This window comes from Paraclostridium sp. (assembly GCF_051657365.1).
Taxonomy (GTDB): domain Bacteria; phylum Bacillota; class Clostridia; order Peptostreptococcales; family Peptostreptococcaceae; genus Paraclostridium.
In genome coordinates, this window is record NZ_JBOFKN010000183.1 from 56,911 (window position 1) to 71,553 (window position 14,643).

A 14,643-nucleotide genomic window follows, 5' to 3' on the forward strand; every position below is an offset into this window, starting at 1 on the left:
GAAATTTAAAATGAAAAATAAAATTGAAGCTAGATTTGCACCTAAGAAAAAACCTAAGAATTTGAAAAAAACTATAATTAGATTATTAAAATACTTTGAAAATGAAAAAAAGATTTTAATATTAATCCTTTTTATGGTTTTAATAGATAGTTCTATATCTATAGTAGTTCCACTTTTAATAGGTAAAGGTATAGATTTAATAGATATAAAAAAATTTGATTTTTCCTTATTTAGCATAACTATAATAGCTTTAGTAAGTCTTTATATAATAAGTTCAATTATTAGTTTATGTAAAGAATTTATAGTTATAAATATATCTCAAAGAGTTATAAAAAATATAAGGACTACTGTGTTTGAAAAGCTACAAAGTTTATCTATAACATACTTTGATACTCACTATAAAGGAGACTTGATGAGTAGAATAACTAATGATATAGACAATATAAGTAGTGGTATATCAAGTTCTATCGTGCAAATTTTAACTTCTACCATAACTATAATAGGAACTATAGTTATGATGATTATATTAAGTCCTGTACTGGCTATAATAAGTATAATGACTATGCCATTAGTAATGTTAATTAGCAAATTCATAACAAGAAAAAGTAAGTTTTACTTTAAAAATCAACAAGTAGAGTTAGGGTTACTCAATACTCACATAGAAGAAAATATAAAAAATATAAATGTAGTTAAGTCTTTTAATTATGAAAATGAATCTATATATAAATTTGATGAAATAAACAATAGATTATTAGACACATCTTTGAAAGCCCAAGTATATAGTTCTTTGCTTATGCCAATGATGAACGTTATTACCAATATTGCATTTACACTTATAACTATATGTGGTGCATATTTATCAATAGAAAATATTATTACAGTAGGTACAATAGCTACTTTTTTAAGTTATAATAAACAATTCACAAGACCACTTAACGAACTTGCAAATTTGTTTAATACTTTTCAAATATCAATTGCTGGATGTGAAAGAGTTTTTGAAGTTTTAGATGAAAATATTCCTATTTATAATAATGGCGAAGTATTAAATTTAAGTGATGTGAAAGGCAATATAGAATTTAAAAATGTATGGTTTAAGTACAATACAGATAATTATATACTAAAAGATATAAGCTTTAATATAAAAAGTAAAACTAGTAATGCTATAATAGGTACTACAGGAAGTGGAAAAACTACTATTATAAACCTTATAAATAGACTGTATAACTATGAACAGGGAGCTATACTTATAGATAATCAAGATATTAAAAAATTTGATAAAGATAGCTATTCAGAAATTTTTTCTATAGTATTACAAGATATACATCTATTTAATGGGACTATACTAGAAAATATAAGATATTCTAAGTTAGATGCAACTATGGAAGAAGTTATAGAGGCATGTAAAATAGCTAATGCTCATGGATTTATAATGAACTTAAAGGATAAGTACAATACATATATACAAGAAGGAGCAGACAATTTAAGTATAGGTCAAAAACAACTACTTAGTATAGCTAGAGCAGTTTTAAAAAATGCACCAATATTAATTTTTGATGAAGCTACAAGCAGTATAGACACAAATACAGAAAGAAAAATTCAAGATGCTATAAATAATATACTAAAAGATAGAACTAGTATAATAATAGCTCATAGATTAAGCACTATAAAAAATTGCGACAATATAATGGTCATAGATAAAGGTAGTTTAATAGAAAGTGGAAACCATGAAGAGTTGATGAGTAAAAAGGGAATTTATTATGATAATATAAATAGTTTAAATGAAGAGAATATCAAATAAAAGGAACTGTCTCAAAATATATATTGACCTATTTTGAGACAGCTCCTTTTGTTATGTATTAGAAAAAATAATTTATAAAACCAGTATGACTATTAAATATGTTAAAGCCTATTAAAATAAGAATAATCCCACCTATAAATTTTGCAAGCTCACCTAGAAAACTACCTATTTTATGGCCTATTAAAACCCCTATAAAACAAATTAAAAAAGTTATAACGCCAATACAAGTAACTATTGGTATTATAGGTATGTTTAAAAATGCAAAGCTAACACCAACAGCTAAGGCATCTATGCTAGTGGCTACAGCCAACACTAAAATATCCCAGTTAGTAAGTTTAGAAGAAATAGATTTATCTTCTTTAGAAAAAATCATTTGAAAACCTAAAAAACATAAAAGAATCAGTGCTATAAAATGATCTATAGATTTAATATATTCAGCAAATCCAATACCTAAGCTCCAACCAATAAGAGGCATTAATCCTTGAAATAATCCAAAAGCTAAACTAATTTTAATAGCTATTTTAAAATCAATTTTTTTAAAGTTCATACCTTTAGACAAAGATACTGTAAATGCATCCATAGATAAAGCCAGTGAAGTCATCAATATAAATGTTAAGTTCATAGAAATCCTCCTTTGTAATGTAGACTATAAAAAGTTTAATATTAATATATATACAAGTTTATAAATAAAAATAGACTATAAAAATAGTCTATTTTAAAGATTTGCTATGCTAGTTTATATAGAGCCCATTAGGTAAAACAAAAAACGCGTATCTATAAATTTAAGATACGCGACTTTTACTATTTATTTAAATCTTTTAACTCTTTTTTAATTTCTTTATTTATTTTTTTTATATCTTTATCTTCTTCTTTTATTATTTTACGTTCTTCTTTTTCTAATTCTTTATCTTCTTTTTTCATTTGATGTTGTAATTCTTTAGAGAATTTGTGATCTTCATGATTTTCTTTTTTTATTTCTTTATCTATAGTTTTTGCTTCTTTTTTATCTTCTCTTTCTAATTCTTTATCTTCTTTTTTCATTTGATGCTCTAATTCTTTAGTGAATTTATGCTCTTCATGTTCTTCTTTTTTTATTTCTTTATCTATAGTTTTTGCTTCTTTTTTACATTCTTTTTCTAGTTCTTTGTCTTGTTCTTTCATTTGGTGCTCTAATTCTTTAGCTAATTTATGCTCTTCATGTTCTTCATGTTTATATTCTTTTTTGCTTTCGTGTTCATATTTTAATCCTTCAACATCTTTTTTTAATTCATCTTCTATATGTTTTATTTCTTCTTTAAATTTCATAGTTAGCATCTCCCTAAAATATTTAGATTTAATTTAATAAATAAATAGTACCACCAGTGAAAAAGCTTGTAAATACTTTTTATATTTCGTAGAATGTTTCGTAATTTCTAAAATATTGCATATATCTAAAATATAAATAATCAATATTATAATATACAAAAGAAGAAAAATTTTAACTATTTTGAAAATTTATGCAGGAACATTATTTATAGTTGTAGAAAAAACATAAAATAAAGAATATAATATGAGTGGGTAGAAAAAAAGGGGTGATTATTATAAAAAAATATAGTGGAGAACTTGGATTGATTTTTGTATCATTAATTTGGGGAAGTGGATTTGTAGCAACTCAACTAGGATTAGAAAATGGGCTTACACCATTTCAATTGATGACTGGTAGATTTTTTATAGGAGCATTTTTAATAAGTACCATATTTTTTAAAAAAGTAAAAAATATGAATAAAAAAGATGTCATAGCAGGTGTTATATTAGGCATTTTTTTATTTGTAGCATTTTCTTTTCAAACATTTGGACTTAAATACACTACATCCTCAAAGAGTGCTTTTTTAACTGCGGCTAATGTTGTTATGGTGCCTTTTGTAGGATATATTTTATATAAGAGAAAAGTAGATAAAATAGGAATTATAAGCAGTTTTATAGCACTTATAGGAATAGGAGTTATATCGCTAGAGTCTAACTTTTCTATAAGCTTTGGTGATAGTTTAACTTTAATTTGTGCTATAGGTTTTGCTATGCATATATTTTGCACTAGTGAACTTACAAAAAAACATGATCCAGTAGTTCTTACCTGTGTACAGATGATAACTGCTTTTTTATTGTCATTAGTATTACAAATATTAGCAGGAGAAGTTAATACACCTATAAATACTTCAACAATATCATCTATATTATTTTTAGGTGTATTTAACACAACTTTATGCTTTCTTGGGCAAACTATATGTCAAACGAAAGTTGATGGAACAAAAACAGCTTTATTATTATCAACAGAAGCTATATTTGGAATGCTTTTTGCAGTTATAATAGCTAAAGAAATAATAACTTTAAAAATGATTATAGGTAGTACATTGATATTTACAGCAATTATTTGTGCTGAAACAAAGTTGCAATTTTTATTCAAAAAAGAAGAAAACTTTGAACTTAAGGAAGTTGAATAAACCCAAAAATAAAAATAGTTATATTTAAATTGAATATTTAAATATAACTATTTTTGTTTTTAGATTTTTAAGATTATTTCGAAGTTAATAATATGAAATTTTTAAGGGGTAACATAAATTGAATTATATTAATATAATATTATAGATTATTTCGAGTGAATATAATATAATATCTAAAGGGAAGACAACGTTTTTACAGAAGGGGGAAATATTATGACAAAACCCGCATTAGTGGTTATGGCTGCAGGAATGGGTAGTAGATACGGGGGATTAAAACAAATAGATCCTATAGGTCCAAATGGAGAAATTATAATAGAATATTCAATATACGATGCAATAAAAGCTGGATTTTCTAAAGTTGTATTTGTAATAAAAGAAGAAATGAAAGATACATTTAGAGATAAAGTAGGAAAAAAAATAGAACATATAGTAGAAACTAAATATGTATCTCAAAATATTAACTTTGGAGTACCTAAAAACTTTGATATACCTAAGGAAAGAATTAAGCCTTGGGGCACAGGACATGCTATTTATTGTTGTAAAGAGATTATAGATGGACCGTTTGCAGTTATAAATGCAGATGATTTTTATGGACAAAGTACTTATAAATTAATGTATGATTATTTATCAAATAACAAAAACCAATACAGTTATGCTATGGCAGGTTTTGTACTTGAGAATACACTAACTGAAAATGGAACTGTAGCAAGAGGAATCTGTAAAGTAGATGATAATGATAACTTAGTATCTATAACAGAAAGAACTTCTATTAAAAAGTTTAAAGATAGCACTAAGTATATGGAAGATAACAATAGGTGGATAGATATAAAAGAAGGTAGTATAGTGTCTATGAATATATGGGGATTTAGACAAACTATATTTAAAGAACTAGAAAATGATTTTGTTGAGTTTTTAAACAAAAGCAAAGAAAATATATTAAAATCAGAATTTTATATACCATCAGTTGTAGACAAAATGGTGAAAGATAAAAAAGCTAATGTCAAAGTTTTAGTATCTAGAGAGCAGTGGTATGGGGTTACATACAAAGAAGATAAAGAAAATGTATGTAAAAATATAAATAGGCTAATGGGAAATGTATACCCAGATAAGCTGTGGGAGGGGTAAAATGGATAAAAAATATAATTTTGATGATATAGTTAAAAAATTTAATTTTGAAGGTGAATTTATAGAAGCTAAAAGTCATGTATGTGGACATATAAATGATACATTTGTACTAATATTTGAAAAAGAAGATAAATCTAAAGTTAGTTATATATTACAAAGAATAAATACTAATATATTTAAAAATCCACAAGAACTTATGGCAAATATAGAAAATGTAACTGAGCATATAAAAAATAAAATTATAAAAGAAGGTGGAAATCCACTTAGAGAAACTTTAAATATAATAAAGACTATAAACAATGAAAATTTTTATATAACTGATGAAAATGATTATTTTAGAGCTTTTATATATATAACTGATGCAAAAACTTATCAAGTGGTTGAAGAGCCTATTCATATGTATAAATGTGGTAAAGCCCTAGGGAAGTTCCAAAAACAATTATCAGATTTTGAAGTTGATAAACTATATGAAACTATAAAGGATTTCCATCATACTAAAAAAAGATATGATATGTTTTTAGAATCTGTAAAAGCAGACCCTTTAAAAAGAGTAGAAGGTATTAAAGATGATATAGATTTTGTGATTGATAGAGCTAAGGACTGTGATATTTTAGTCAATATGATAGAAGAAGGTAAGATGCCTTTAAGAGTTACTCACAATGATACTAAATTTAATAATATAATGATAGATGAAAAAAGTGATGAAGCAATAGCTGTAATTGATCTAGATACAGTAATGCCTGGATTAATAGCATATGATTTTGGAGATTCTATACGTTCAGGAGCTACAACCGCATTAGAAGATGAAACAGAGTTGAGCAAAGTTAAATTTGATATGAATTTATATGAAAACTTTGTTAAAGGGTTTTTACAAGAAACTAAAAATTCATTGGATATTTTAGAAATAGAATATCTTCCATTTGGAGCTAAACTTATGACGTTTGAGTGCGGAATGAGGTTTTTAATGGATTATATAGATGGTGATATATATTTTAAGATACACAAAGAAACTCATAATCTAGATAGAGCTAGAAATCAGTTTAAACTAGTTAAAGATATGGAAAGAAATATGGATAAGATGAAAGAGATAGTAATTAAATACTCTAAATAATACTTTAAAGAGATTGTCTTAAATAAAAATTAAGAGAATCTCTTTTTTGTAATAAAAAAGCTATAAAATTAATAGTTATATATTTAGAAATTAATATTAGGGGGGGATATTATGGATTTTAAAAATATTTTCGGTACATACAAGGGGCTATCGAAAGAAGTATATATACTGTTTATAGGTAGAATAGTAAATAGTTTAGGAGCATTTGTACATCCACTTATGGCTCTTATATTAACACAAAAGATAGGGCTATCAGTTGGGGAAGCAGGGATGTTTCTAACAACACTATCAATATTTCAAGCTCCGGCGATGATGATTGGAGGTAAGCTTGCAGATAATATTGGCAGGCGCAAGGTAATAATTGTATTTCAGTTGCTAGGTGCTATAACGCTAATATATTGCGGATTTATGGAACCATCTACAACTATGGCTAAAGTAATGATAGTATCATCTTGTTTTTACTCGATGTCATCTCCTGCATTTGAAGCTTTAAATGCAGATATAACAACTCCTAAAAATAGAAAAGCATCATATTCACTTTTATATATGGGAAGCAATATTGGCTTTTGTATAGGACCTATAATAGGTGGTCTTTTATATGAAAATTATTTACCATTAATATTTATAGGAGATGGGATCACAACTTTAGTAGCATTAATTTTAATCATATTATTTATAAAGGAAGGTTCAAGAGAAGAATGTATAGATGAAGAACTTGAATCAATAAGTAATTTAGAAAAAGAAGTAGAAGGTTCTGTATTTAAAGTTCTTATAAAAAGACCTATATTAATATTTTTTTCAATAGGGATTTTAATGTATTATTTCTCATATTCTCAATGGGGGTTTGCATTACCTATACAGTTAGAACATATATTTAGTGAAAGTGGAGCAAAGCTATATGGAGTATTAGGAGGTTTAAATGGAGCAGTTGTAATACTACTTACTCCAATTTTAACAACTATGACGAAAAAAACTAGTATATTAAAAACTATGGCTATAGGTGGGGTTTTTTATACAATATCATTTGGAATGTTTGGATTTATAAATTTGCCTATATTATTTTTTATAGCAATATTTATAATGACAATTGGAGAAATATTAATAACTATAAATCAAGGTACATTTATAGCTAATAACACACCCGCATCCCACAGAGGTAGGGTAAGCTCAATACTTCCTCTAATTTCAGGGTGGGGGTTTGCTATAGGACCTATGATTATGGGAGATATAATAGAAATTTATAGCATACTTATCGGGTGGATAGTAGTTGCACTAGTATCAGCTTTAGGTATGCTAATTATGATATCTCTAGAAAAATTTATGAAAAGACAACTTAAATAAAGGAAAACAGAGAAGTAAGTCATATAGAATATATAAGGTGGAAAATAAACTACAGATGAGGTGTTTGGAATGAGCAAAAAGACTGCAGTTATTTATAAAACAAAATATGGAAGCACTAAAAAATATGCAGGATGGATAGCTTTAAAATTAAATGCTGACTTATATGAAGTTACAGATATAAGACCAAAGCATTTATTAGAATATGATATGATAGTATTTGGAGGAGGCCTATACAGAGGTAAAATAAGTGGGATTAATTTTATAAAAGATAATTATGACAAAATTAAAGATAAAAAACTGTTTTTATTTTCTGTAGGTATGGAGTCTATAAACGAAGATAAAAGAGAGATAATAATAAAACAAAACTTAAATAAAATGAGTTTAGAAAATATTAAAATATATAATTTTAAAGGAGAATATGAATATAAAACTTTAAATTTTCTTGATAAAATTATGATGAAGGCACTCAAAAAAACAATAGAAAACAAAGGCAGGGCAAATTTTACTCAAGATGATTTAACTGTACTAAAGGGGTTTGAAGAAAAAGTGAACTTAACAGATAAACAATCAATAAATAAGCTAATTGAAGATATTAGTCAAAAAACTTGTTAAGGATAATTATATTTTTATAATTATCCTTAACAAGTTTAAATTTATATAAATAAAAACATTCTTAAAAATTCATAGTAATCGTTAGTTTTAAAAATAATAGTTTGAGAATTTATAAGCTTAACATTAGGATAAAAAGAAGCTTTATAGGCATCTTTGTGGTTTTTAAACTTTATCTCTATGTTAAATTCTTGTGGTAGTTTTATAATGTGTCTAGATAAATCTCCATTTAAAGCTTCACTCACACCTTCTTCTATACTTTTAAGTGCAACATCTGGGTGTATTGATATAGAGGCATCTCCAATTCCTTTACATACAGCTACTGTTATTATATTTGGATTTAATTTCTTTGCATTTTCGCAAAGCATCTCATCTCCGCTTAAAAAAGCTACGGGAACATTGTAATAAGCACTAGTATAAGCATTTAACATAAATTCAGTAGCTATTTCTTCATTTATTTTTACATAATCATATTTTGAGCTATTCATAGTATGGGAAAGGGGATTTCCATTTTGACTACCTCCACTATGATAACCTATAAAAACCGTAGCATCAAAACTTTTGTCTATACCTGCCATCATAATATGTGGGTCATTAGTCCAACCTCTAAGAATTCTAGCATTTTGAGGCAGTATTGATTGGTTTATACTTCGAGCACTTCCATGAGCATCTTTGACTAATATATAATTACAATCATGTTCATTTACTCCAACACAAGCTGAGCTTACTTCTTTAGTCATTTGCAACTTATGATATTCACCACTAGGAGAATTAAGATTGGTTTCTTCCCAATTTACGATGCCACATGTTCCTTCTATATCAGCACTTATATATACTTTCATTATTTACCTCCAATTTAATTAAAATTAAAAACTAATAATAAAAACTAATAATAATTTATAACTCTATATAATAGATATAGTTATTGTATCTAAAAATTATACATAGTTATTATAAAGAAATATGATTTTAATATGTTAAAAAAGAATTGGAGGATGTAAATTATGAATCTATCAAGGCAAACTTACGTAGAAGTTAATTTAGATAATATAAACTATAATATAGAGAAAATAAAAGGTTATATATCCAATGATATTAAATTAGCTATAGTAGTAAAGGCTAATGGATATGGGCATGGAGCAGTTGAAATATGCAAGCATATTGATACTGATTTAGTTAATTATATATGTGTAGCAAGCTTAAGTGAAGCTTTAGAACTAAGATATAACAACATAAGTTTACCGATTTTAGTTATGGGATATATATCCGAAACTTACTTTGAATTGGCTATAAAAAATAATATAACTATTACTGTATTTTCAACAAACCAAGCAAATCAAATAAATGAAATTTGCAAACAACTAAAAATGAAATGTATGGTTCATATTAAAATAGATACTGGATTTAACAGATTAGGATTTAAAGTAGAGGAAAATACAATAAAGGAATTAAAACATATACTAGAATTAAAATATATATTTGTAGAAGGCATATTTTCTCACTTAGCACTTACAAATAAAGATGAAGACTATAAACAGTTTGAAAAGTTTAAAACTATTGCAGATGAAATTTTAAATTATAAATACATACCGATAAAGCATATTTGCGACAGTATAGGTATGGTAGCATATAAAGACTTTCATATGGATATGGTTAGAGTAGGAGCAAGCATATATGGATATAATAGTCGAAAATCAAATTTGAACTTAAGAGAAGCTATAACTTTTAAATCTAAGATTATTCAAGTTAAAAAAGTATTAAAAGGAGAAGGCATAAGCTATGATTACTCTTATATAGCATGCAAAGATATGCACATAGGGGTTGTACCCTGTGGTTATGCAGATGGGATACCAAGACATTTATCAAATAAAGGCTATGTTATGGTAAATAAAAAAATATGTAATATAGTAGGGAAAATATGTATGGACCAAATGATAATAGATTTAAGCAATTTAGATAAAGGTGATTATGATAAAGATGTTATTTTATATGGTCAAAATGGACCTAACCTCTTAGAAGTTGCTAATTTATGTGATACAAATAGAAATGAGATAATTAGTTTGATTTCGAGACGTGTAGATAGAGTATATAAAAAAGATAACAGAGTAATAAAAAGTTTAAATTATATATTAAGGGGAGATTAAAATGATATATCCAAAAATGTTAAAAAAAGGAGATACTATAGGAATAATAGCACCATCTAGTCCGTACAAACCAAAAAGTAAACATTTATTAAATGAGGAATTAAACAATGTAAAAAAAACTATAGAAAACTTTGGATATCAAGTTAAAATGGGAAAAACTTGTTATTTAAGTTATAAGGGGTACTTAGCTGGAGCAGACGAAGAAAGGGTAAAAGATATTGAATTGATGTTTAATGATAAAGAAGTAGATGCTATATTATGTCTTAGAGGTGGGTATGGAACTCCTAGGATACTGGATAAAATAAATTATGATATTATAAAAAATAATCCAAAAGTTTTTATAGGTTATTCAGATATAACATCACTTCATATAGTTTTTAATCAACATTGCAATTTGGTAACATATCACGGAACAATGGCATCGACATCACCTAATTGGGATGAATTTACTTATAAATCATTTATGGATATGATAGAAATGGAAGATAATTTAGTTATAGAAAATCCTGAAAATGAAGAGTTATATACTTTGGTAGATGGAATATCTGAGGGAATTATAATAGGTGGAAATTTATCTTTAATAACTAGCACTATAGGAAGTAAGTATGAAATAGATGTGAAAAATAAAATATTATTTATAGAAGAAATAGGGGAAACTATGTATAGGGTAGATAGGATGTTAACTCAATTGGAATTAGCAGGTAAATTTGAAGATTGCAGTGGAATTATATTTGGAGATTTTGAGGATTGCAAAAAAGAAAGAGAAGAAGACTATGAGTTATATGATTTATTTTTAGACAAAATTGAAAAATATAATAAACCATGTGTATGTAATTTACAATCAGGACATTGTAAACCAATGATTAGCATGCCATTAGGGATAACTTGCAAGTTAGATGCCACTAGTAAAAAAATAATATTAACTAAATAATCTTAGAAAATCAAACATTCATATATATAGTTGTAAAAATTATATATACGAATGTTTTTTAGCTTAATATATGATAAAATTGAAAATATATAAAATGCAATATAAGAGGTGAATATATGTTTAATGTTGCTATAATAACTTTAAGTGATAAAGGGTCTAATGGACAAAGAGAAGATATAACAGGTAAAAAGCTTACTGCTTTTATAAACAATGAAAAAGATTATGAAGTAAAATACTATAACATGATTCCAGATGACAAAACAATGCTAAAAGAAGAAATTATAAAACTTTGTGATTTAAATAATATAGATTTAATATTAACAAATGGAGGAACTGGTTTTTCTAAAAGAGATATAACGCCAGAAGCTACAAAGGAAATAATTGAAAGAGAAATACCAGGTATTAGTGAATATATAAGAATGAAATCTTCAGAAATAGTTAAAAGAGCTATATTAAGTCGAGGGGTCAGTGGAATAAGAAAAAATACAGTAATAATAAATTTACCAGGCAGTCCTAAGGGGGCTATAGAAAGCATAGAATTTATTATAGATGTAATTGGACATGGCATAGAAATATTAAAAGGCGAAGCTGTGGAGTGTGCAAATGATAGACAAGCATAATAGAGAAATTGATTATTTAAGAATTTCTTTAACTGACAAGTGTAATTTAAGATGTATTTACTGCATGCCACAAGATATACAAACTGACAATATAAATAATGAATTAAGCTTTGAGGATTATAAAACTATACTAAAAGTTTTTTCGAATGCAGGAATAAAAAAAGTAAGATTTACAGGTGGAGAACCACTTTTATATGAAAATTTAGATAAGCTTATAGAATATGCACGTGTTGAATGTAGAATAGATGATATCTGCATGACTACAAATGCTATAGGTTTAAGCAATAAAATAAATAAATTAAAACATAATGGGTTAAAAAAAGTCAATATAAGCATAGATTCTTTAAATGAAGAAAAATATAAAAAAATAACTAGAGGTGGAGATTTAAACCAAGTATTAGAGGCAATTGATAAATGTATAAAATTAGGTATAAAAGTAAAAATTAACTGTGTTTTAATAAAAGGTTTAAATGATGATGAATTGTATGACTTTATAAATATTACAAAAGATAAATTTATTGACGTTAGATTTATAGAGTTGATGCCAATAGGAGAAGGTCTTAAAATATTCAAAAAAGGGTATGTGAATTTAAACGAAACTTTAGCACAAATAGAATGCTTAAAACCTATAACATTTAGCGAAAAGAGTGTTGCATCATATTATAAGATAGATAATTCAAAGGGGAGAGTTGGAATTATTACTCCTATGAGCTGTTCGTTTTGCAATAACTGCAATAGAATAAGAATGACATCTAATGGAAATTTAAAGTTATGTCTACATTCCAAGGAAGAAATAGATATAAAACCATATTTAAAAAATTCAGAAAAGTTTTTGAGCACACTAAAAGAATTTATATATACAAAGCCAGAAAAACATAATTTACTAGAAAATAAAAAGAGTGATACTAATAGAAACATGTATCAAATTGGAGGATAATAAAATAGTTTTAATAAAAAATTGTATAAAGCTGATACTATAGAATTATTTATCTATAATATCAGTTTTATTTTGTTATTTAACAAATAAAAATAAATGTGAATTTATTAAATACCATGTACATATAGAAAAAAATGGTATATAATGAAAGTGTGTTAAATAAAAAACAAACAACTTGTTTTAAATACATGAAATCAAGGGGGTAAATAATATGAGTTATGCATTTTTTATGCCGAATATAAGTTTAATGGGACCAGGATGTGTTAATCAAATAGTAGAGGAGATAACTTCTAGGGGACTTAAAAAAGCTTTAATAGTTTGTGGAAAACGATCTTCTAAAAGTGAAGAATTTAAAGGGGTAACAGATCTTTTAGAGAAAGATAATATAGATTATGTGGTTTATCCAGGGTCTCAGCCAAATCCAACAGTTAATAATGTGATGGATGGAGTTAGTATATTAAAAGAAAATGATTGTGATTTTGTTATATCATATGGAGGAGGTTCTCCTCATGACTGCGCTAAAGGAATTGCATTAGTTGCTACAAATGGTGGTAACATAAAGGACTATGAAGGAGTAAATAAATCCTCAAAACCACAACTTCCTTTAATATCAATAAATACAACAGCTGGAACAGCTTCAGAAATGACAGTATTCTCAATAATAACTGATGAAGAAAGACATGTTAAAATGGCTATAGTTGATAAAAATGTAACACCAATACTTGCTGTAAATGATCCAAAGTTAATGGTTAGTATGCCTAAATCCTTAACAGCTGCAACAGGAATGGATGCATTAACTCATGCTGTAGAGGCTTATGTATCAACAGCTGCGACACCAGTTACTGATGCATGTGCTCAAAAGGCTATAGAGCTTATAAGTAAATATTTAAGAGATGCAGTAGAAGATGGAAATAACATGGAAGCTAGAGATATGATGGCTTATGCTGAGTATTTAGCAGGAATGGCATTTAACTCAGCTTCACTTGGATATGTTCATGCTATAGCTCATCAACTTGGAGGATTCTATGATTTACCTCATGGAGTATGTAATGCAATATTACTTCCAGAAGTACAAGTATTTAACTCTAAAGTAAGCAGTGGTAAGTTAAAAGACATAGCTAAATTTATGGGTGTAGATACAGCTAATATGAATGAAGAAGAAGGATCAAAAGCTTGCATAACTGCTATAAGAGAGTTATCAGAAGATGTAGATATACCAAAAGGACTTAGAGAATTAGGAGTTAAAGTAGAAGATTTTGATATTTTAGCAGATAATGCGCTTAAAGATGCTTGTGGATTAACGAATCCTATAAAAGCAACTCATCAAGATGTAAAAGATATATTATGTAGGGCTATGGGCGTATAAAGTTAACTTTTTTATATAAAGTAGTTATTTGAATAAAGAGATTATCGTAATATTATTTATGATAATCTCTTTTCTTTTAAGCACGAATTAAGTAACTAAAATAAAAATTTATAATATATTATAATAGGATATATACTTAGTAATTATATAGATTACAAATTATAGGATTTATTTTTGGAGTGGA

Annotated in this window: 14 protein-coding genes; 11 read left to right on the forward strand and 3 right to left on the reverse strand. The window is 26.5% G+C overall.

The window, feature by feature from the left end; all coding sequences use genetic code 11:
* The first annotated feature begins 10 nt into the window (after positions 1 to 10).
* The gene (locus ACRCYC_RS14660) at positions 11 to 1,798 is read left to right on the forward strand and encodes an ABC transporter ATP-binding protein (RefSeq protein ID WP_438619879.1); all 1,788 of its coding nucleotides are present in this window, start codon (positions 11 to 13) and stop codon (positions 1,796 to 1,798) included.
* Between the two features lie 58 nt (positions 1,799 to 1,856).
* On the opposite strand, the gene ACRCYC_RS14665 is transcribed toward ACRCYC_RS14660, so the two are convergent.
* Positions 1,857 to 2,420, reverse strand: a complete 564-nt coding sequence (locus tag ACRCYC_RS14665) for a manganese efflux pump MntP (protein ID WP_438619880.1) — start codon at positions 2,418 to 2,420, stop codon at positions 1,857 to 1,859.
* 179 nt (positions 2,421 to 2,599) lie between these two features.
* The gene (locus ACRCYC_RS14670) at positions 2,600 to 3,103 is read right to left on the reverse strand and encodes a hypothetical protein (RefSeq protein ID WP_438619881.1); all 504 of its coding nucleotides are present in this window, start codon (positions 3,101 to 3,103) and stop codon (positions 2,600 to 2,602) included.
* Between the two features lie 266 nt (positions 3,104 to 3,369).
* Here ACRCYC_RS14670 and ACRCYC_RS14675 point away from each other — a divergent pair, with 266 nt between their 5' ends.
* From ACRCYC_RS14675 to ACRCYC_RS14695, 5 genes are all read left to right on the forward strand, one after another.
* Entirely contained in the window at positions 3,370 to 4,275 is a 906-nt protein-coding gene (locus tag ACRCYC_RS14675; RefSeq protein WP_438619882.1) for a DMT family transporter, read from the forward strand.
* Positions 4,276 to 4,488: 213 nt separating this feature from the next.
* A complete protein-coding gene (locus tag ACRCYC_RS14680; RefSeq protein WP_438619883.1) occupies positions 4,489 to 5,400 on the forward strand; it encodes a nucleotidyltransferase family protein in 912 nt (303 codons plus the stop codon).
* A 1-nt stretch (position 5,401) separates the two neighbouring features.
* Positions 5,402 to 6,511: a phosphotransferase enzyme family protein gene (locus tag ACRCYC_RS14685; RefSeq protein ID WP_438619884.1), complete on the forward strand. Its 1,110-nt coding sequence runs from the start codon at positions 5,402 to 5,404 to the stop codon at positions 6,509 to 6,511.
* Positions 6,512 to 6,622: 111 nt separating this feature from the next.
* On the forward strand, positions 6,623 to 7,852 hold the full coding sequence (locus ACRCYC_RS14690; RefSeq protein ID WP_438619885.1) for an MFS transporter: 1,230 nt from the start codon (positions 6,623 to 6,625) through the stop codon (positions 7,850 to 7,852).
* Between the two features lie 69 nt (positions 7,853 to 7,921).
* Positions 7,922 to 8,464: a flavodoxin domain-containing protein gene (locus ACRCYC_RS14695; RefSeq protein WP_438619886.1), complete on the forward strand. Its 543-nt coding sequence runs from the start codon at positions 7,922 to 7,924 to the stop codon at positions 8,462 to 8,464.
* A 41-nt stretch (positions 8,465 to 8,505) separates the two neighbouring features.
* On the opposite strand, the gene ACRCYC_RS14700 is transcribed toward ACRCYC_RS14695, so the two are convergent.
* A complete protein-coding gene (locus tag ACRCYC_RS14700) occupies positions 8,506 to 9,303 on the reverse strand; it encodes a M55 family metallopeptidase (RefSeq protein ID WP_438619887.1) in 798 nt (265 codons plus the stop codon).
* 162 nt (positions 9,304 to 9,465) lie between these two features.
* Here ACRCYC_RS14700 and alr point away from each other — a divergent pair, with 162 nt between their 5' ends.
* The 5 genes from alr (at position 9,466) to yiaY (ending at position 14,459) form a co-directional block, all read left to right on the forward strand.
* Positions 9,466 to 10,605 carry an alanine racemase gene (alr, locus tag ACRCYC_RS14705; protein WP_438619888.1) on the forward strand — a complete coding sequence of 380 codons (1,140 nt, stop codon included), beginning with the start codon at positions 9,466 to 9,468 and terminating at the stop codon, positions 10,603 to 10,605.
* A 1-nt stretch (position 10,606) separates the two neighbouring features.
* Positions 10,607 to 11,536, forward strand: a complete 930-nt coding sequence (locus ACRCYC_RS14710) for a S66 peptidase family protein (RefSeq protein WP_438619889.1) — start codon at positions 10,607 to 10,609, stop codon at positions 11,534 to 11,536.
* Positions 11,537 to 11,652: 116 nt separating this feature from the next.
* Positions 11,653 to 12,156: a MogA/MoaB family molybdenum cofactor biosynthesis protein gene (locus tag ACRCYC_RS14715; RefSeq protein WP_438619890.1), complete on the forward strand. Its 504-nt coding sequence runs from the start codon at positions 11,653 to 11,655 to the stop codon at positions 12,154 to 12,156.
* Positions 12,140 to 13,093 (forward strand): GTP 3',8-cyclase MoaA, encoded by a 954-nt coding sequence (moaA, locus tag ACRCYC_RS14720; RefSeq protein ID WP_438619891.1) that lies wholly within the window; start codon positions 12,140 to 12,142, stop codon positions 13,091 to 13,093. The genes ACRCYC_RS14715 and moaA overlap by 17 nt, the downstream gene beginning before the upstream one ends.
* Positions 13,094 to 13,304: 211 nt before the next feature.
* On the forward strand, positions 13,305 to 14,459 hold the full coding sequence (yiaY, locus tag ACRCYC_RS14725) for an L-threonine dehydrogenase (RefSeq protein WP_438619892.1): 1,155 nt from the start codon (positions 13,305 to 13,307) through the stop codon (positions 14,457 to 14,459).
* Positions 14,460 to 14,643: the final 184 nt, after the last annotated feature.